Source organism: Pseudomonas gessardii (genome assembly GCF_001983165.1).
In the GTDB taxonomy this organism is placed as follows: domain Bacteria; phylum Pseudomonadota; class Gammaproteobacteria; order Pseudomonadales; family Pseudomonadaceae; genus Aquipseudomonas; species Aquipseudomonas gessardii.
The window spans coordinates 21,369-35,976 of sequence record NZ_MNPU01000008.1; the positions used below are offsets into that span (position 1 = coordinate 21,369).

Below are 14,608 nucleotides of genomic sequence, written 5' to 3' on the forward strand. Positions count from 1 at the left end.
TAACTGCGCCGGATCGTCCCGCTACCGAGCAATCTGTGCCAACTGACGTTCGGCAGCGGCCAGTGGCACCGTTTCGGGTGCCGTTGGCGCAGGTTTACGCTAGAATGCACGGCCTCAAAGCACACCCCCTTCCCGAGGCTGTCCCGAAGATGTTGATCCTGCGCGGCGCTCCTGCCCTTTCTGCCTTTCGCCACAGCAAACTCCTTGAGCAACTGAGCCAGAAGGTTCCAGCTGTCACTGGCCTGTATGCTGAATTTGCTCACTTCGCCGACGTTAACGGCGTTTTGACCGCCGACGAACAGCAAGTGCTGGCACGCCTTCTGAAGTACGGCCCCAGCGTTCCCGTTCAAGAGCCGAGCGGCCGCTTGTTCCTGGTCCTGCCACGGTTCGGCACCATTTCGCCCTGGTCGAGCAAGGCCAGCGATATCGCCCGTAACTGTGGCCTGGAAAAAATCCAGCGCCTGGAACGCGGGATCGCCTTCTACGTGGCTGGCCAGTTCAGCGACGCCGAGGCCGAGCTGATCGCCAGCAGCCTGCACGACCGCATGACCCAGATCATCGTCGGCCAGCTGGAACAGGCCGCCGGTCTGTTCAGCCACGCCGAACCCAAGCCGTTGACCGCGATTGACGTGCTTGGCGGTGGCCGCGCCGCCCTCGAGAAGGCCAACACCGAACTGGGCCTGGCCCTGGCCGAAGACGAGATTGACTACCTGGTCAACGCCTTCAACGGCTTGCAGCGCAACCCCCACGACATCGAACTGATGATGTTCGCCCAGGCCAACTCCGAGCACTGCCGCCACAAGATCTTCAACGCCAGTTGGGATATCGACGGCCAGAGCCAGGAAAAAAGCCTGTTCGGCATGATCAAGAACACCTACGTGATGCACAGCGAAGGCGTTCTGTCGGCTTATAAGGACAACGCCTCGGTCATCGTCGGCAGCGTCGCCGGCCGTTTCTTCCCGGACCCTGAAACCCGCCAGTACGGCGCGGTGCAGGAGCCGGTGCATATCCTGATGAAGGTCGAGACCCACAACCACCCGACCGCGATTGCCCCGTTCCCGGGCGCCGCCACCGGCTCGGGCGGCGAGATCCGCGACGAAGGTGCAACCGGCCGTGGCGCCAAGCCCAAGGCGGGCCTGACCGGCTTCACCGTGTCCAACCTGCAGATCCCGGGCTTTGAACAACCGTGGGAAGTGCCATACGGCAAGCCTGAGCGCATCGTGACTGCGCTGGACATCATGATCGAAGGCCCGCTGGGCGGCGCCGCGTTCAACAACGAATTCGGGCGTCCGGCGCTGACCGGCTACTTCCGTACGTTCGAGCAGTCCATCACCACCCCCCATGGCGATGAAGTGCGCGGTTACCACAAGCCGATCATGTTGGCCGGCGGCATGGGCAACATCCGTGAAGAGCATGTGCAGAAGGGCGAGATCCTGGTCGGCTCCAAGCTGATCGTGCTCGGCGGCCCGGCGATGTTGATCGGCCTGGGCGGCGGCGCGGCTTCCTCCATGGCCACCGGCACCAGCTCGGCCGACCTGGACTTTGCTTCGGTACAGCGTGAAAACCCGGAAATGGAACGCCGTTGCCAGGAAGTCATCGACCGTTGCTGGCAGTTGGGTGACAAGAACCCCATCAGCTTTATCCACGACGTCGGCGCCGGCGGCCTGTCCAACGCCTTCCCGGAACTGGTCAACGACGGCGACCGTGGTGGCCGTTTTGAACTGCGCAACATTCCAAACGACGAGCCGGGCATGGCCCCGCACGAAATCTGGAGCAACGAATCCCAGGAACGTTACGTACTGGCGGTCGGCCCTGAAGACTTCGCGCGCTTCCAGGCCATCTGCGAGCGCGAGCGCTGCCCGTTTGCCGTGGTCGGCGAAGCCACGGCCGAGCCGCAACTGACCGTGACCGACAGCCACTTCGGCAACAGCCCGGTGGACATGCCCCTGGAAGTGCTGCTGGGCAAGGCCCCGCGCATGCACCGTTCGGCGGTACGTGAAGCCGAGCTGGGCGATGATTTCGACCCAAGCACTCTGGATCTGGCCGACAGCATCGAGCGCGTGCTGCACCACCCGGCCGTGGCGAGCAAAAGCTTCCTGATCACCATCGGCGACCGCACCATCACTGGCCTGGTGGCCCGTGACCAGATGGTCGGCCCATGGCAGGTGCCGGTGGCTGACGTTGCCGTGACCGCCACCAGCTTTGACGTGTACACCGGTGAAGCCATGGCCATGGGCGAGCGCACCCCGCTGGCCTTGCTGGACGCCCCGGCGTCGGGCCGCATGGCCATTGGCGAAACCATCACCAACATCGCCGCGTCGCGCATTGGCAAGCTGTCGGATATCAAGCTGTCGGCCAACTGGATGTCCGCTGCCGGCCACCCGGGTGAAGATGCGCGCCTGTACGACACCGTCAAGGCGGTCGGCATGGAGCTGTGCCCGGAACTGGGGATCACCATTCCGGTGGGCAAGGACTCCATGTCCATGGCCACCCGTTGGAACGATGCAGGCACCGACAAGAGCGTCACCTCGCCGCTGTCGCTGATCGTCACCGGCTTTGCGCCGGTCACCGATATCCGCCAGACCCTGACCCCGCAACTGCGCATGGACAAGGGCACCACCGACCTGATCCTGGTCGACCTGGGCCGTGGCCAGAACCGCATGGGCGCCTCGATCCTCGCCCAGACCCACGGCAAGCTCGGCAAGCAGGCCCCGGACGTCGACGACGCCGAAGACCTCAAAGCCTTCTTCGCCGTGATCCAGGGCCTGAATGCCGACGGCCACCTGCTGGCCTACCACGACCGTTCCGACGGTGGTTTGCTGACCAGCGTCGTGGAAATGGCCTTTGCCGGTCACTGCGGCCTGAGCCTGAACCTCGACGGCCTGGCGGAAACGTCTGCCGATATCGCCGCCATCCTGTTCAACGAAGAGTTGGGCGCGGTGATCCAGGTACGCCAGGACGCCACCCCGGACGTGCTTGCACAGTTCAGCGCCGCTGGCCTGGGCGACTGCGTGGCCGTGGTCGGCCAGCCGATCAACAACGGCGTGATCAACATCGTGTTCAACGGCGACACGGTGTTTGAAGGCCAGCGCCGCCTGCTGCAACGCCAGTGGGCCGAGACCAGCTACCAGATCCAGCGCCTGCGCGATAACGTCGACTGTGCCGAGCAGGAATTCGACGTGATCCTGGAAGAAGACAACCCGGGCCTGAGCACCAAGCTCAGCTTCGACGTCAACCAGGACATCGCCGCGCCGTACATCAAGAAAGGCATCCGCCCACAGGTTGCCGTGCTGCGTGAGCAGGGCGTCAACGGCCAGGTGGAAATGGCGGCGGCGTTCGACCGTGCCGGCTTCAATGCGATCGACGTGCATATGAGCGATATCCTCGCCGGCCGCGTCGACCTCAACGAGTTCAAAGGCCTGGTGGCCTGTGGTGGTTTCTCCTACGGCGACGTGCTGGGGGCCGGTGAAGGCTGGGCCAAGTCGGCCCTGTTCAACAGCCGTGCCCGCGATGCGTTCCAGGGCTTCTTCGAGCGCAACGACAGCTTCACCCTGGGTGTGTGCAACGGTTGCCAGATGATGTCCAACCTCAGCGAACTGATCCCGGGCAGCGAGTTCTGGCCGCACTTTGTGCGTAACCGTTCCGAGCAGTTTGAAGCCCGTGTGGCCATGGTGCAGGTGCAGGAGTCGAACTCGATCTTCCTGCAAGGCATGGCCGGTTCGCGCATGCCAATCGCCATCGCCCACGGTGAAGGCCATGCCGAGTTCGAGAGCGAGGAAGCCCTGCTGGAAGCCGATCTGTCCGGCACCGTGGCCCTGCGTTTTGTCGACAACCACGGCAAGGTCACCGAAAGCTACCCGGCCAACCCGAACGGCTCGCCGCGCGGGATCACCGGGCTGACCAGCCGCGACGGTCGCGTGACCATCATGATGCCGCACCCGGAGCGTGTATTCCGTGCCGTGCAGAACTCGTGGCGCCCCGAAGAGTGGAACGAAGACGGCGCGTGGATGCGCATGTTCCGTAACGCTCGCGTGTGGGTGAACTAAGGCCGTGTACAAGCTTGCCTTCTTTGTGCCCGACAGCCATGTGGAGGCGGTGAAAACCGCCGTCCTCAACGCTGGCGGCGGGCGCATCGGCAACTACGACCGCTGCGCCTGGCAAGTGCTGGGCCAGGGCCAGTTCCGCGCGCTGGACGGCAGCCAGCCGTTTATCGGGCAGGTGGGCCAGGTTGAAGTGGTCGAGGAATGGAAGGTTGAGCTGGTGGTGGCCGATGAGTTGATTGTGGCCGTTGTGGCCGCGTTGAAGCGCAGCCACCCGTATGAAACACCAGCTTATGAAGTGTGGCAGTTGGCGGATTTCTGATCCGCAGGCGGTCAAGACAAGAAACCCGCTGGGCCAGTTTGGCCAGCGGGTTTTTTGTTGGCGCTCATGGCTTCGATATCAAAGCCTCAATGGTTCAAGGGGCGGGCATCAACCCCACTTCAGCCTTCAACGCATTGATCAACATGTTTTCGTAGCTGAACCGCTTGCCCTGCATCGGCTCCCAGCGCTCGACATAAAACAGGCCGTTGTTGTCGACCTTGATCGGTGTCGACACGATCTCCCCGCTGCGCGAGCGATGCAGCAAGTGGTTCTGCGAGGGCGACGGGCGTTCGATCAGGAACAGGCCGGGCCGGTTCAGGCGTGCCCTGTCCACCGCGACGAAGGGCGCCGGGGCTTGGATCCCGGCAACGCCGGCGTCCAGGATGAAGTCGCTGCGCAAGGCCCTGGTGTAAGGGCTGATCCCTTCGGAAACCGTCTCCCAGGCACCCGCTCGAATATTCTGCGCCAGCGCCGGGGCGGTGTCCCGGACATGCAGGCTGACCGCCCCCTGCAGTTGCGCGAGGCCAGGCACGCTCAGGTGGGTGTTGGTGTGCGCGCTGCCCACGAAGGCCACCCACTTGTGCGGTCCGTGTGCGGCCTGGTCGGCCTCGATTACCTTGGAGGCGAAGTAACTGAACAGCTGGTTGCGTGAGACGTCCGCGTCCCCCAACCCCTTGATGTGGTAACTGGCGGTGCAGTCCAGGGCGCGGATGCGCATGCCGTGCCGTGCCGCGATCTGGATCACTTCGGTGTAGGTATCGCTGCCTTTGTAGCCCGGCATATGGCCTCGATCCAGTTGCGCGAGGTGACGTTTGAGGTTATCCGGCAGCCGTTGTGTCTGCACAAATAGATCCAGCTCTTGCTGGTGCATATCGGTCAGCAAGTGCTCCACATACAGCGTCTTGAACTCCAGCTCCTTGAGTGTCCCCATGTAGTCGCGCAGCAAGCGTTTGCTCGATTGCGCACTGTGCCCTTCACCGATCACCAGTCCTGAAAACTCACTGTGACGGATTTTCTCCAGCAGCGCCTCCGGGGTTTTTGGCAGGCCGAGGACGGCTGGCTCGGGCCTGGCCGGTGGCACGTGGCTGTCCAGGTAAGTGCTGGCATCCGCACTCAGGCGGGCCCGGGTGCTCAGAAACGCTCTGAAGGCTTCCTGATGCTCCGGGTTCTGCGGGAAGTAGCGCGTGTCCAGGCCATGCCGTGCTCCGGTCTGACGAGCGATGCTGTCCCTGAGAGGAGGGGCGATGTCGTATTCGTCGTAATGTGTCACCACCGCAGCTGCTGCGCTGGACGATGCTGGCGGCTCGGGCGCTTTGTATGGGGTCTGCATTGCCCACTGGTAATCGCCCCTGGGCAGCGCATCCCCCGCCAGGGCGCTGGGGGTGTCGACCCACACGCCCACGGGTTGGTCCGCGCCCACATCCACCACGCGCAACGCGACTGCGTCCTCTAAGTCCGCCAGGCCAGGCGTCTGCTCGAAAGTACGCAGTCGGGAATGATCCACCAGGGCAACCCAGCGTTCATCCTGCTCGTCGAGGGCATTGGCCTGAATGGCCTTGTGGGAGTAATAGTTTCTGATGCTGTTGCCGCGTGGTGTCGTCGGTGGGGTGTCGCCCATTTGCAGGGCGTCGTCCAGCCAATAGGAGGTTGAGGCATCCAGGGCCTTGATCTTAAAGCCCTTTTCCTGAGCCTTGCGTACCAGGGCGACGTAGGAGTACTCGGCGTCCTCGGCCAAGCCAAAGGCTTTGTCGACGGTCTTCAGGTGCCGTTCGATGTGCTGCCAGGATTTTCCGCTGTTGAGCTTCTCCAGTTTTGGACGAAATACATCACCGGGCAGGTACTCGATATAAAGGTGCTTGAAACCTTTGCTGATCAACGCGTCCATTTGTGTGACCAGCAGCTGTTTGCTGGCGATGGAGCCGGGTACCGCGCCAATGACCAGGTTCTTGTTACCGCTGAAGGCATCGCTGGCGAGCAGTTGTGCAAACGGCGTGCTGACGTCCAGGGCCGCAAGCTCGGCGCGGGCCGGCAACGGGTCAAGAGCCTTGAAAAAGTCCTGGGCGTCGCTGGCCAGGCGTTCGACCTGTTGCAGGTAGGCGGTGCGCAGGGATTTGAGTTCAATGGCGGCGCTTCCCAGGATCACGTCTTGCGAGCCGAAATCCCACTCCGAGCGCCGCAGTAGCCCGGTGCGCACATCCGGGTCGAGTACCAGTTCCAGTTTGTTGGCGTACTTTGCCGGCATCTCATAAGGCTTGAGCGGCTCCGGTGTGTCGGGCAATTTTTCATACTTGGGCGCGCCACCGGTGACGCCGGTGCGGCGCCACACCCCTTGCGCATCAGGTGCCGCCACGCGAGTGGTGGAGATCAGTTTGCCGGTAGGCGGATCGAGTCGGTACAGCAAATACCGTCCGATCGGGTCCGGGGAGTTTTTCGCCCAAAGCAACTCGCCATCGAACAGCACTGCCTGCATGTCTGCCGGCGCAAGTGTCTGGGGTTGCAGGGGATGCACCAGCTTCAGGACCTCGCTCGTCGCAGCGGCGCTCTTGGCGACCTCGCGCAGGGCTGGTCTTGCAAGCTGTCTAAGGGAAACCAATGCCGGACGCAGGTCGGTGAACGCCGCGCCGGCGCTGTTCAGCACATAACCGATCAGGTGTTCCACGGCGGCACTCGTATCGCCTTGTTGATAGGCGTTCAGGGCCAGCATGCCGTCCTTGAACGCCAGCAGCATGCCCAGGCTCAGGCTGAGGATGGGAAACGGCGCAGTAGCAATGGCGGTGACCCACTCCACGCAGTTCCACAGGATCCCGGTAATCATCTGAGTGCGATTGAGCGTGGTGCCTTCAACGTCATCGATCTTGCGCTGCAGCTTCATGTCATACAGTGCCCGACGCAGATCCAGCAGGGGCGGCTGTGCACGGGTTGTGTCATAGCGGGCCGGGCTGGCGTCGGTTTTGTTCAGGTCCTCGGGCAGTTGTGCCTTGGCCTCCTCAAGGAAGGCACGGACCCGGACCTGGGACGGCGCGCCGACCCGCAAGGTGAAGTAGGCCACCATGCCGGGGATTTTTTTCAGCAGGTAATTGAACAACCGTGCTTCACGGAAGTTGATGCCGTCCGGGGCGTTGGGGGTATAGAGCAAGGTAGGGAACCCGGCGTGACTGAAAAGGAAATTGCCCATCACCCACTCGCCGTCCACCAGCAGGCGATGGATGGCGTAGGTGGCGCGTGTTTCTGTGGCGGTACTGTCCATGCTGGCGATACTGCGCTGCAGCCATTCCCAGTCGGGCGTGGCGATATCCCCTTGCAGCCGGCACTCCAGCGCGGCGTTCTGCATCTGGCGCTGGGTGATGCTCAGGGTCGCATTGCGTCGCAGGTCATAGTCCGCGCTGCCGGTGTTCAGCAGCCGGGCCCTGACCTCGTTGATGTAGTGCTGGCCGACCCAGGTGCCGGTGACCGAACGGGCGACCTTTTCGGCGGTGAGTGGGCTCAGATCAACGCCTGGCGGGCCTTTGAAACGGGCGGCGCGTGAGAACTTCTCGTCGATAAAACCCACGCCGTCGGCGTAGCCGTCGCGGTACAGCTGGGTGTAGGTCAGGGGCTGTGCCGCCTGGCCGATCAGTGCCGGCGGCGAGAAGGCCCACACGGTGTCGGGGTCGATATCGTTCTGGCTGCGCCCCAGCAGCTGATTCAGGCGTTTTTTGGCCTGTTCATGCAGGTAGTGGGTGAAGCTGGGGAATTGTGCATCAGACAATGGGAAGTCGTTATAGGTGTACAAGGCCCCTTCGCTGTCTTCGGTCAGTTTCATCAGGTTCTGACGGTTGTCGGCGCTGGTGGAGCGATACCAACTGGGCGTGCTGAACTCATAGTCGTCGATACGGGTCGCCAGCACATGGGCTGACATGGCCTTGAGGCAGTCGGCGTGGCTGCCGATATTGCCAAAGCGGATTTCTTTGTATTCCTCGTCGTGAAACTTGAAGCTCAGGCCGCTCAGGACCCGCTTCATGGCCTCGCGAAACCGCAAGGCGACCCGCTTGATCAGGTAGTCGGTGAGGGTGCCCGGAGGCTGTCGGGTGCCGTTGTCCAGGCTCCAGCCAAGGATGTGGCGTTGGCAGGCGATTTCACTGTCGAACACCTGGAATTGCTGCTCCCGTGGTGCCTCGGGTGTACACAGCAGCAAGCGGATGACCGCGCCGTGGGCATTGCTTTGGCGCAGTACCCACAGGTCTTGCAACTGGGCTTCATGCAGCGACAGGGTCGCGGCGCTCAGGCGGCTGTCGGTGCCCTGGCGCAGATGCTGCACCAATTGAAAGTCATCCTCACTGAGGTGCCCTTGCAGCAGTGCGGTGTAGGCCAGCGCGTTGATCCGCTGGTCGAGCATCCGTTCAATCGCGAGGCTGACGGCGGGCTTGGCGTGCATCTGTTGTTGCGCATCGGCAAAGTCGATACGCGGTTGCAGGGTGCCGATCAGCTGTGCGAGCCAGGCAGGAGTCAGCTCCTCGTAGGCCTTGGGCAGCGGCGCGCCTTGATAGGTGAGCGTGGTTTTGTTCAGGAAGTCCGAGCCCGTCAGGGCATCGCCGGCTTGCAGTCCGCGCAGGGCCAGGTCGACCAGGGTGCGGACATGCTCGTACTCGCCGATGGGATCTACGTAGCGCCGGGTGTTGACCTCCAGATGCTCCGGTGCCAGGTCGTGGATATCCAGTTCATCGCTCAAGCGTTCGAGCAGTTGATAGCGGGCCAGGGTTTGCGGGGTGGTGACCGGGCCCAGCAGGTCCAGCAGGGCTTGGCGGGCGTCGTTATAGCCCGCCAGGTGTTCGGCCAGCAGGGCGCGGCGGGTTTCGCTGGCGCTGCGGTACCAGTCCGGCGCACTGTGGCGCAGGTGGCGTTCCAGCAAGCGCTGGGCGCGCCATTGCAGGCGCGCGCTGATGTCGGGCAAGGCCGCCGCAATGGCATGGTCCAGGGCGTCGATCAACTGAGCGGCGTCCTGCCCGGGGTTGTCCACCAGGCTCAAGGCCCGCTCGATGTCCTGGGTACGTTTGTCGATCAGGGCATTGTAGGTGTGTTCAAACAGCGGTTTGTCGTGGATCGGTGCCAGTGCCAGCGGCCAGATTGCCCCAGGCGTTATGTCGCGATAACGCACAGGCAGCAGCTGCATGAAGGCACGCCGCTGTGCGACCGCGTCCATGGCTTGCAGCAAATGCGTGTTCAGTTGTGCCAGGGAGCCGAAGGATTCGATCCCCCGCGCAGGGGTGAACAACATGACTTCACCCACCGGTGGGGCTGAGGTCAGGTCGCTAGCCCGTGGGCTGGCGTGTTCGGTCAGGACAAAGGCGCCGGCCAGTTCGACAGTCCGTTCCTGATAAACGAAGCTCAGGGCGTACAGGCCGGGGCGCAGCGTGCTGCCTAGGGGGACACGCTCAAGCATGGCCTGTTGTTGCGGGTGCAGCAGGCGGTCGCGGGCGCTGAGGGCGGTTTCATTGGCTAGGGCGGTGAAACCGGCTTCAAAGATCATGAAGGATTTGCGCGGCTTGCCGTCGATCTGCTCGTTGCGATCAAGCGCCAGCAGATAAGGATTGAGGGTGCTCTTGAGGGTCGCCACCCGGGCGGGCAGATCGCCCTGGGTTATCCCTTGATAAAGGGCCCGGCTCTTGCTCAGAAACTGGTGCCGGTAACGGGTCAGGATGCCGTTGAGTTTTTCCAGGTAGGCCAGTTCGGCAGCGGGTTTGTGTGCGGGCAATAGCGCTGCTTCGACCTGGAGCAGGTGATGCCCGATTTGGTTGAGATGGCCCTTGATACCTTCAAAGGCCTGGGGTGTGGTGCTCACAGGCACGCTCTCCATGCTGGGGATTAGAACCCACAGCATGGGCAGGCGTGTCTTTGGCCGGGCGGTAGATAAGTAGCGGTACGCCGATCGTTCCCACGCTCTGGACGTTCTGCGTCCGCTCCTGACGCGGAGCGTCAGAGGATGCGTCCCCACGCAGAGCGTGGGGACGATCACGCGTCGATCGGGCGGCTAACCAAGCGCTCCAGTGCTTGACCCATCCCCGCCGCCTTGTCGCCCATCAACAGGTGCCAGACACCGTTATCCAGCCGGCTCATGCCTTGGCAACCGAGCGCGGTCAGCTGGGCTTCAGACACCGCCGAGTCATCCCCCAGTTGCACACGCAACCGTGTTATCGCCACCGCTTCCAGCCGGTGGACATTCCCTCGGCCGCCCAAGGCACTCAGCCATTGCTCGGCTTCTTGCACATTCACCGTCACGGGCTTATCCACCGGCGCAACCGCCGCAGGCGCAGTGGCCACAAACGACGGCATGGCCAGGCGAATCTCATCGGCAATGCTGTCGGCCATCGGCCCCACCACCACCTGCAAGCTGCCGCCATTGCCGGGGCGGACCACGGCCATCGCCCCCAGGGCCTTGAGCTCGGCGTCCACGGCCTTGTTGCGGTCCACCATGTCCAGGCGCAGGCGCGTGGTGCAGGCGCCGATGCTGAGCAGGTTGTCGGCACCGCCCAGGGCCCGGATATAGGCGGCGGCGCGCTGGTTGTCGGTCAGGGCCTCGCTCTGCACCACCTGGATATCTTCACGCCCGGGGGTCTTGAGGTTGAAGCGCCGGATGCAGTAGTTGAACACGCTGTAGTAGATCACTGCGTAAGCCAGGCCCACCGGGAACACCAGCCAGCCATTGGTGGACTTGCCCCAGCCCAGCACCATGTCGATGAATCCCCCGGAGAAGGTAAAGCCCAAGTGGATATTCAGCAGGTTGGTGACCGCCATCGACAGGCCGGTGAGCAGCGCATGCAGCAGGTACAGGAATGGCGCGAGGAACATGAAGGCGAATTCGATCGGCTCGGTGACCCCGGTCAGGAACGAGGTCAGGGCCATCGACAGGAAGATCCCGCCCATGATCTTGCGCCGTTCCGGCAGGGCGTTGCGGTACATCGCCAGGCACGCGGCAGGCAGGCCGAACAGCATCACCGGGAACATGCCGGTCATGAACTGGCCGCCTTTGGGGTCGCCGGCAAAGTAGCGGGTCAGATCGCCGGTGACCACCGCGCCGGTGGCCGGGTCGGTGAAGCTGCCGAACACAAACCAGGCCATGTTGTTGAGGATATGGTGCAGGCCGGTGACGATCAGCAAGCGGTTGAACACGCCGAATACAAAGGCGCCGAGGCTGCCGCTTTCCATCAGCAGTACGCCGAAGCTATTGATACCGTGCTGCACCGGTGGCCAGACCAGCCCGAAGATCACCCCCAGGCCCACCGCCGAAAACCCGGTGACAATCGGCACAAAGCGTCGCCCGCCAAAAAACGCCAGGTATTCCGGCAGCTTGATGTCCTTGAAGCGGTTGTACAGCGCCCCGGCCATCAGGCCACTGACGATCCCGGCGAGCATGCCCATGTTGATGGTGCTGTCCATCACCTTGAGGGTAGAGACCATCACCAGGTAGCCAATGGCCCCGGCCAGCCCGGCCGTGCCGTTGTTGTCGCGGGCAAAGCCCACGGCGATGCCGATGGCGAAGATCAGCGCCAGGTTGGCGAAGATCGCTTGCCCGGCGTCGTGCATGACGGCGATGTTCAGCAGGTCGGTGTCACCCAGGCGCAGCAGCAGGCCGGCAATCGGCAGGATGGCGATGGGCAGCATCAGCGCACGGCCCAGGCGTTGCAGGCCTTCGATAAACAGTTGGTACATGGCGAGTCTCCTTTTTCTTGTTGTTGTCAGCTCAACGGCCAGTGCTGTTGACAGGCTTGGCGCACGGCCCTGGCGCTGCTCAGGTTGAGCAGGCCCTGGCTCAGTTGCCGGCATTGCGCGGCGTCGAGGTGGCGCACGCGGTCTTTGATTTCGGCAATTTGCGGCGGGCTGACGGACAGCTCCAGCACCCCCAGGCCGACCAGTACGGGAGTAGCCAGCGGGTCAGAGGCCAGGGCGCCACACACGCCGACCCAGCGCCCGTGTTTGGCCGCCCCGGCGCAGGTCTGGGCGATCAGGCGCAGCAGCGCCGGGTGCAGGGCATCGACCCGCGCGGCCAGGCCGGCGTGGTCGCGGTCCATGGCCAGGGTGTACTGGGACAGGTCATTGGTGCCGATCGACAAAAAGTCCGCATGCTCGGCCAGTTGCTCGGCCAGCAGCGCAGCGGCCGGTACTTCGATCATCACTCCCAGTTCCGGGCGCTGGGTCAGTTCCAGTTCGGCGCACAGCTCATCGAGGCGCTGGCGGATATGCAGCAACTCGTCGACTTCACTGACCATCGGCAACAGGATCCGGCAGCGTTGCAACGGGCTGACCTGCAACAGGGCGCGCAGCTGCTGGTCGAGCAGTTCCGGGCGCACCTGGGCCAGGCGAATGCCGCGCAGGCCCAGCACCGGGTTGGCCTCGGCGGGCAGGGGCAGGTAGTCGAGCTGCTTGTCGCCGCCCACATCAATGGTGCGGATGATCACGGACTTATCACCCATGGCATCCAGGACGGCTTGATAGGCCTGGCGCTGTTCCTGCTCATCGGGTGCGGTGCGGCGGTCGACAAACAGAAACTCGGTGCGCAACAGGCCCACGCCATCGGCGCCGTTTGCAAAGGCAAGCTGCGCCTCGCTGCTGGAGGCGACATTCGCCGCCACTTCAATGCTCACGCCATCGAGGGTATTGGCGGCGGCCTGGGCCTGGGCCTGTTGCTGCTGGCGGCGCAGCCGTTGCGCGTCACGGAACTGATGGACCTGGGCGTGCCGTGCCTCATCCGGCATGAGTTCCAGGCGCCCATTGCTGGCGTCCAGCACTACCCGTTGGCCTTGGGGCACGTCCAGGACTTCACTGCCCAGGGCGACCACACAGGGCAAGCCTTTGCCCCGCGCCAGGATTGCCACATGGGAGGTGGCGCCGCCTTCGGCCATGCAGATACCGGCCGCGTCTTGCGCGCTCAATTGCAGCAGGTCCGAGGGGGTCAGTTCATGGGCGACGACAATCGCGCCCGCAGGCAATTCAAACTGCCAGGCCTCACCCAGCAGGGCGCGCAACACCCGTTGCTGTAAATCCCGCAGGTCGTTGGCGCGTTCGGCAAACAACGGCTTGCCCAAGCCCAGCAACACCGCACATTGGGCCTGGATCGCATCGCGCCAGGCGTGGGTGGCGGCGCTGCCTTGCTCGATGGCGCCGGTGGCGGCTTCCAGCAGGGTCGGGTCTTCCAGCAGTGCCAGGTGGGCGGCGAAGATCTCTTCTTCCTCCACGGCCTTGCGCTGGCGGGCGTGGTCCAGGGTGTTGCGGATTTCGCCGCGTACCTGTTCCAAGGCACTGTCCAGGCGCTGCAATTGCTCATCGCGCCCATGGTTGCCCGGGTCTTGCGGCAATTCGATGGTATTGAGGCGCAACAGCGGCCCGCAGACCAGCCCGGGAGCGGCACACACGCCCTGCAAGACGCCCGCTTCGCTATGGAGCGGGCGCGCAGCGACGATCACCGGGGCCTGCACGTGTTCGCCGGGGGTGACCGACAGGGCCGCGACCAGTGCCTGCAACGCCGCGTCGCAATCTTTGCCCTGGCAGGTGACCTGTACCTCGTCCTGCTCACCAATGCCCAGCCCCATCAGGCCGATCAGGCTGGCGCACGACGCCGATTTACCGGCGAAATGCAGCTGCGACTGGCTGCTGAAACCCTGGGCGGTCTTGCGGATCAGGGCTGCGGGGCGCGCATGCAGGCCGCCGCGATGGGTGATGCGCACGCTGGCGCTGGCATGGGCCTGGGAGTGGTCGGACACAGACTGCACGGCGGCAGGCTGACGCGCGACGATGCGCAACAGGGCTTCACCGACCTTGACCGTCTTGACGGCCACCGGGCGCAACTCGAACTGCTCGCCATTGGTGAGGATGATCAGGCTGACCAGGCTTTTGCACTGGCGGGCGATGCGGTCCAGGTCAAAGCGCACCAGGGGCTGCCCATTGCTGACCCGCGCACCTTGCTTGACTAGCAAGGCAAAGCCTTCGCCTTGCAGTTGCACAGTGTCGATGCCCACGTGCAACAGCACCTCGGCGCCATTGTCGGCACGAATCGTCAGGGCGTGGCCGGTACGGGCGACATGGATCACCACACCGGCGCACGGCGCATGCAGGCAGTCGTTGAGGGGGTCGATGGCAATCCCGTCGCCCATGGCGCCACTGGCGAACACCTCGTCAGGCACGTTGCCCAGGGTCAGCACCGGTCCGCTGAGGGGGGCGCTGAGGGTGAGGTCATTATTATTGTCGGGCATGGGCACGGTACTCATCAGGAAAC

General features: G+C 63.7%; 5 protein-coding genes. 2 read left to right on the forward strand and 3 right to left on the reverse strand.

Going from position 1 to position 14,608, the window contains the following annotated elements:
* Window positions 1-149: 149 nt before the first annotated feature.
* On the forward strand, window positions 150-4,046 hold the full coding sequence (gene purL / locus BLL38_RS08120) for a phosphoribosylformylglycinamidine synthase (protein WP_076962094.1): 3,897 nt from the start codon (window positions 150-152) through the stop codon (window positions 4,044-4,046).
* A gap of 4 nt (window positions 4,047-4,050) precedes the next feature.
* On the forward strand, window positions 4,051-4,362 hold the full coding sequence (locus tag BLL38_RS08125) for a YqfO family protein (RefSeq protein WP_076962095.1): 312 nt from the start codon (window positions 4,051-4,053) through the stop codon (window positions 4,360-4,362).
* Between the two features lie 94 nt (window positions 4,363-4,456).
* Here the strand turns inward: BLL38_RS08125 and BLL38_RS08130 are convergent, their stop codons facing one another.
* The 3 genes from BLL38_RS08130 to ptsP form a co-directional block, all read right to left on the reverse strand.
* Entirely contained in the window at window positions 4,457-10,180 is a 5,724-nt protein-coding gene (locus BLL38_RS08130; RefSeq protein ID WP_076962096.1) for a membrane-targeted effector domain-containing toxin, read from the reverse strand.
* 170 nt (window positions 10,181-10,350) lie between these two features.
* The gene (nagE, locus tag BLL38_RS08135; RefSeq protein WP_076962097.1) at window positions 10,351-12,048 is read right to left on the reverse strand and encodes an N-acetylglucosamine-specific PTS transporter subunit IIBC; all 1,698 of its coding nucleotides are present in this window, start codon (window positions 12,046-12,048) and stop codon (window positions 10,351-10,353) included.
* 26 nt (window positions 12,049-12,074) lie between these two features.
* Window positions 12,075-14,585, reverse strand: a complete 2,511-nt coding sequence (gene ptsP / locus BLL38_RS08140; protein WP_076962098.1) for a phosphoenolpyruvate--protein phosphotransferase — start codon at window positions 14,583-14,585, stop codon at window positions 12,075-12,077.
* Window positions 14,586-14,608 lie beyond the last annotated feature (23 nt).